The 4426-nt window shown below is 58.0% G+C and carries 4 protein-coding genes; all 4 read right to left on the bottom strand.

The window, feature by feature from the left end:
- Positions 1 to 220: hypothetical protein (locus tag ACIQVE_RS29210; RefSeq protein ID WP_402815372.1), on the bottom strand; the 220-nt coding region annotated here is incomplete at its 3' end.
- 1243 nt (positions 221 to 1463) lie between these two features.
- Positions 1464 to 1613: a hypothetical protein gene (locus ACIQVE_RS29205; protein ID WP_402815370.1), complete on the bottom strand. Its 150-nt coding sequence runs from the start codon at positions 1611 to 1613 to the stop codon at positions 1464 to 1466.
- Complete coding sequence (locus tag ACIQVE_RS29200) at positions 1603 to 2271, bottom strand: hypothetical protein (protein WP_402815368.1); 669 nt, start codon at positions 2269 to 2271, stop codon at positions 1603 to 1605. The genes ACIQVE_RS29205 and ACIQVE_RS29200 overlap by 11 nt, the downstream gene beginning before the upstream one ends.
- 993 nt (positions 2272 to 3264) lie before the next feature.
- Positions 3265 to 4426 (bottom strand): DUF927 domain-containing protein (locus ACIQVE_RS29195; protein ID WP_402815366.1); only part of this gene is annotated, 1162 nt, incomplete at its 5' end.

Genomic DNA, 4426 nt, shown 5'->3' with positions numbered 1-4426 from the left:
AGGCATCCGCTGCCCTCGAAATTTGGTAAGTGGAATACACAGGGATGGGCAGGCTCATGGTTTTATTCTCCGCGACGAAAAACAAAAATGCACCATTGAAGAAATAGCCTAGTCGTGACTTGCTTGTCGTGCATGCCCCCTCAATGGATACCTGCGCAGGATTTTGGAATTTGAGACGCTGGTGACGCGCCCCTGTGTGCCCATCGTTAATTAACACCATTCGATAGCCTTCGGGTTCACCTCGACGGGTTAAGTAAATCGTGCGAGTGCCGTGACGTCGGCTCGAACGGTGGCGCTTAAATTTCAATCGGTTTTCAATGATTGAAATTTCAATAAGCTAGCCAACCCGGTACTAACACAAGGACACGGGTTCCCTGCCCCGTGCCCGATGGAAATCCGCAGGGGCCCCGGCGAGTTTGGGGGGGGGCGTGCGCGCAATCCGAAGCTCCCCCCATTTCATCATCGCAACAGCCGATGCGTTCGTGGGATGGTGTATGTCGCCTGTTTGGAAACTTGAAGTTGTGGGATGAGGCCGAACCAGAAAGTCGACTGATTCGAAAACGACGGCATTCTGATAACGGGCTGACGCCTCTTGCACTGAAACTCCTGTTTCATGCAGGAGCGTTGGCGGCCTGTATGACCATCCCGATTTTGGGTTGTCGCGAGAGTTTTCCGAATCTCACTTGCCCCCTTAGAAGCGGCGAACCGGTTGAGTTTTTCCAAAAAATGTTCGAGTTTTCTCGAAAAACAGCTGAGTTTTTTCGAAAAAATCTGAGTTTTTAGCGACACAGCTGAGTTAACTCCTTGCAAAATCCCTCCATAAAAACGGCTACAGGCTACGGCCTGCATGGCTTTCAGCCCGGTTAACCCGGCGAGTTAACCAGTTAACCGACTAAATTAGTCGGTTAACTCATTGGTTATCCGGGCTGCAAGCCACGTACTACTGGGCTTCCAGCGATTTTTACGGCAAACATTGGTTAACCAGGTTAACTCATCGGTTAACCGGGCTACAGGCCACGGTCTGCGCGGCCTTCAGCGATCTTGAGGGTGAATCCAGTTAACCAGTTAACCAATGTTTGAGGGCTGCCGCTAACAAACTCCCGCGAGTTTTCGACCCCGTGTCCGAGGGAAATCCTCAGGGGCCCCGGCGTTCTTTGGGAATGCCGCCGCGCGTTCAATCTGGAACGCCATATCCATTTCATCAGCGCAACAGCCTATGCGTCCGTGGGTTGGTGTATGTCGCCTGTTTGGACGCTTGAAGTTGTGCAGAGGGATGAGGCCGAACCTGAAGGCCCACGTCGAGAGCCGCGTTTTTAAAGGACTACGGCCTTATAACTTGTTGTTTCGGGAGGCCGGAACTAAACAACAACCAACCACCGAAAATCGGTCATATGTAGACATGTAGCGTGGCCCGAATTACCCCCTAGGGCCACCCCCTCGGGAGGACCCGCCCTCTTTCTTGGTCACGGTGGCGGTTCAGTGTCCGGCTCACTTAACGACGGTTCGACAAGCCGCTGGGCCAGCTCGCGATGGGCCTTGTGTTGCTCGCGCAGTTCTCGGGCCATGCTGCGTAACAGTGCGCGAACTGCGCCCTGATCGGCATTACGCGCCACCACAGCTTTTCCCTCGTCGCTTTTGGGGCCGGTGCTGTGTTGCCACGGTTGCCAGCGCTGAATCATCGCCGCTTGCCGTGCCCGGCGTTCGGGTGTCCAGCCGTTGCTCATGGTCTGCGTCCATTAGTTTGTTTTGCGCGGTTTTATTTTTCCGCGTGCGCGTGCGCGGTGTGTTTGCTGCGGGGGCGGTGTTGGCGCCGGGGCCGGAAGTGCCGTTGTTCACCTGCACCTGATGGCCGATGTTCGCTTGTCCGACAAAGGCCACCTGCTTGGGGGCCTTGAGTTCGCCCAGCGTTTGCAAGGTCGCGCGGCTTTGGCTCTGCGCTTTGAGCGCCAGCCGTAGATAAACCTCCAACACCGTGACCGAAGGGGCATTTGCTGCCCGTGTCGCCAGCGCAGCAAACAAGCCATCCAGCGTGTGCGCTTGCGCCAGCAACATGTCTTCCACTCGGCTCAGATCGCCACCGCGCATTGCGTTGTTTTGCTCGCGCAACTCGGCGGACAACTCTTTAAAAGGCGGGTTGGTGACGGTGGTCCATTTCTCCAGCACGGCAGCGCTCAACGCATCCGGCGCTATGGATATCTTGGCCTTGATTTGCGCCAGCGCCTTGTCTTGTTGGCGTTTGAGTTCGGTGGCAGCGTCGTCAGAGGTACTCAAGGGCGGAGCTCCATCGGGATTAAATCGTAAGCAGCGCGCAAGGCAGCACCAGCTGGGCAATGGCGTTTTTTTGAGGCGTAACATAGGGGGCAGCCAAACAGATGGCCGTGGTACTCATCGCGTGCCTGTAGCCATGCAGGCGAAGCAGTCGCGGCAGTCACGTGCACAGGCGCGAGGGCGTGCCGCTGCGGCAGCAGGCGCGGTGGTTCCAAAGAGGCCGGAGTCTTGCCCAGACCACAGAGCACGTCAGCCGCCCGGTACGGTGTGTGACGTGCACACTCGGCGACATCCTCTGTCGTGAGTGCTCCTGTAGACAAGAGTTGATCGGGCGAAGATGCCAAGAGCCACGCCACACGGGACAGCCATAGCGCACCGGGTATGCGTTGCGCTGTGCAGATGGCCTTGCCTGCTAACGCCCCAGCGATTTCGTCGGCTTGTAACAAGCGATTCGCCGAGACCATCGGAACACTTTTAAGCAGACCGCCATGCTGCGCAATGACGAACCGTTCGACGTGGCCACGGTCAGCGACTGGGTTAAAGGTGGCCTGCAGCACTTCGCCGCTGGTGAGCACCAGCAACCATAACCAACAGGGTGATTCCGGAACTACAGGGGGCGCATGTAACTGAAAGAGGCGGTCCGGCAGACTCATCGGTCCCCCCTCACTGTAGGCCTTGTCCCCAGATGTGACTGTGAACGCAAAACCGTGGGAACTGTGGGAACCATGGGAACGCCCCAGTTTACGCGGCCTTCAGACCGGGAATCTGTTCCCATCCCTTTTTCGAGTGGGAACGGCACAGTCGCCAGCGTCTGCCAACGGGCTCCCTCTATAAACACAAAGTGATGTGTGTTCCCACAGCTCCCAATTCTTTTATAACACTGGGAACGGCTGGGGGCCGCGACTAGGCGGGTTGTTCCCATCGTTCCCACTGTTCCCACCGTTTTAAGGTTCCTGTGATGTACAGACGGTGAGCGAAGACGTGATGAGGCCGGGCTCATGGCTGGCCCCCTTCGCTTTCGAGGCGTTCGGGATCAATCACATACAGCCCGGCAGACCCTCCACCGGGCAGACGGTATTTTTTGGTGTAGCGCTTACGGTCGCTGTCACGTTTGGCCAAGGCACCAGCGGACTCCAGCGCCTTGACGATCCGTGACAGGCCGTAGCCGTGCGCCGCTTCAATCAGGCCGGTACGGTTGAACAGATAGAGACGGCCTTGCGGCATGCCTTCCCAATAACCGGCGCGGTTGATGATCCTACTGTCGGTCTCGCTGGCGTTGATATCGGAAAACCGGCTACTGCCGTGCCGGTCGATAAAATCCGAGACCCCGGCCAAGATTTGCCGGTCTTCGGCACTGCCACTGCCCACCCGCGCCAGCCATTCGCCGTAGAGCAATTGGCAGTGCCGCAGGCTAGTGCCTTCCGGCCACGGCAACAGCCCGTAACCGATGGCCAGTTCTGCGGCCAAGGCAATCACGGCGAACCGGTCAGCAATGCGCCCGGCCTGTGCGTTGTCGGTCACAAAACACGCGCGGACCTTGCTGAAATCGTCTTGCACGCTTTGGCGGTCACCGCTGCTAATCAGCTGTTCGACAAACGCGGGGCCAAGGTGACCATGGTGCTGACCGGCAAGCACGGTGAGTGCGCGGTGAAAGTCGGCGGGTGCCATTGCGCAAGTGTCGTCAAAAGCGCCGTGCAGTCGTGTCCCGGCGTTGATATCTACCATGCGCAATTCGGCCCCGGCGTGCGCGGCATTGCCACTGATGGCCGCATGCTCGGCCAAGGAACGCTCGCCGCTGGACAAGGCCAATAGGCGCCACGTCAGTTTAGCGCGGCCTTCGCGCTCACGGTTCATTGTGCCCTTGCCTTGGCCATTGGCTAAGGCGTAGGTCATTTCCTGTATGCGCTTGGGATCAGCGCGCTTGATTTCATCGAGGGACAACAACGTGTCATTACGCGACGACGCTTCAATTTCAAGACCGCCTTTGGTCACGTCCCAGCTTGAGGCAAACACGGCGGGATCCCCCCACACCGTCGCCGCGATCAGTTGCGCTAACGATTTATCCTTGGAGCTGTCACCGACCAGGTGCACACCGCCACCGTTCACACCCACCAGACTTAACAGCGGCCCCGCCAAAGCGCAGCCGATAGCCAAGGTC

The sequence above is a fragment of the Pseudomonas sp. NPDC098747 genome (assembly GCF_044760045.1).
Classification (GTDB): domain Bacteria; phylum Pseudomonadota; class Gammaproteobacteria; order Pseudomonadales; family Pseudomonadaceae; genus Aquipseudomonas.
Note: the sequence above shows the minus strand (reverse complement) of the source record. Positions and strands in the feature narration are given on the sequence as shown.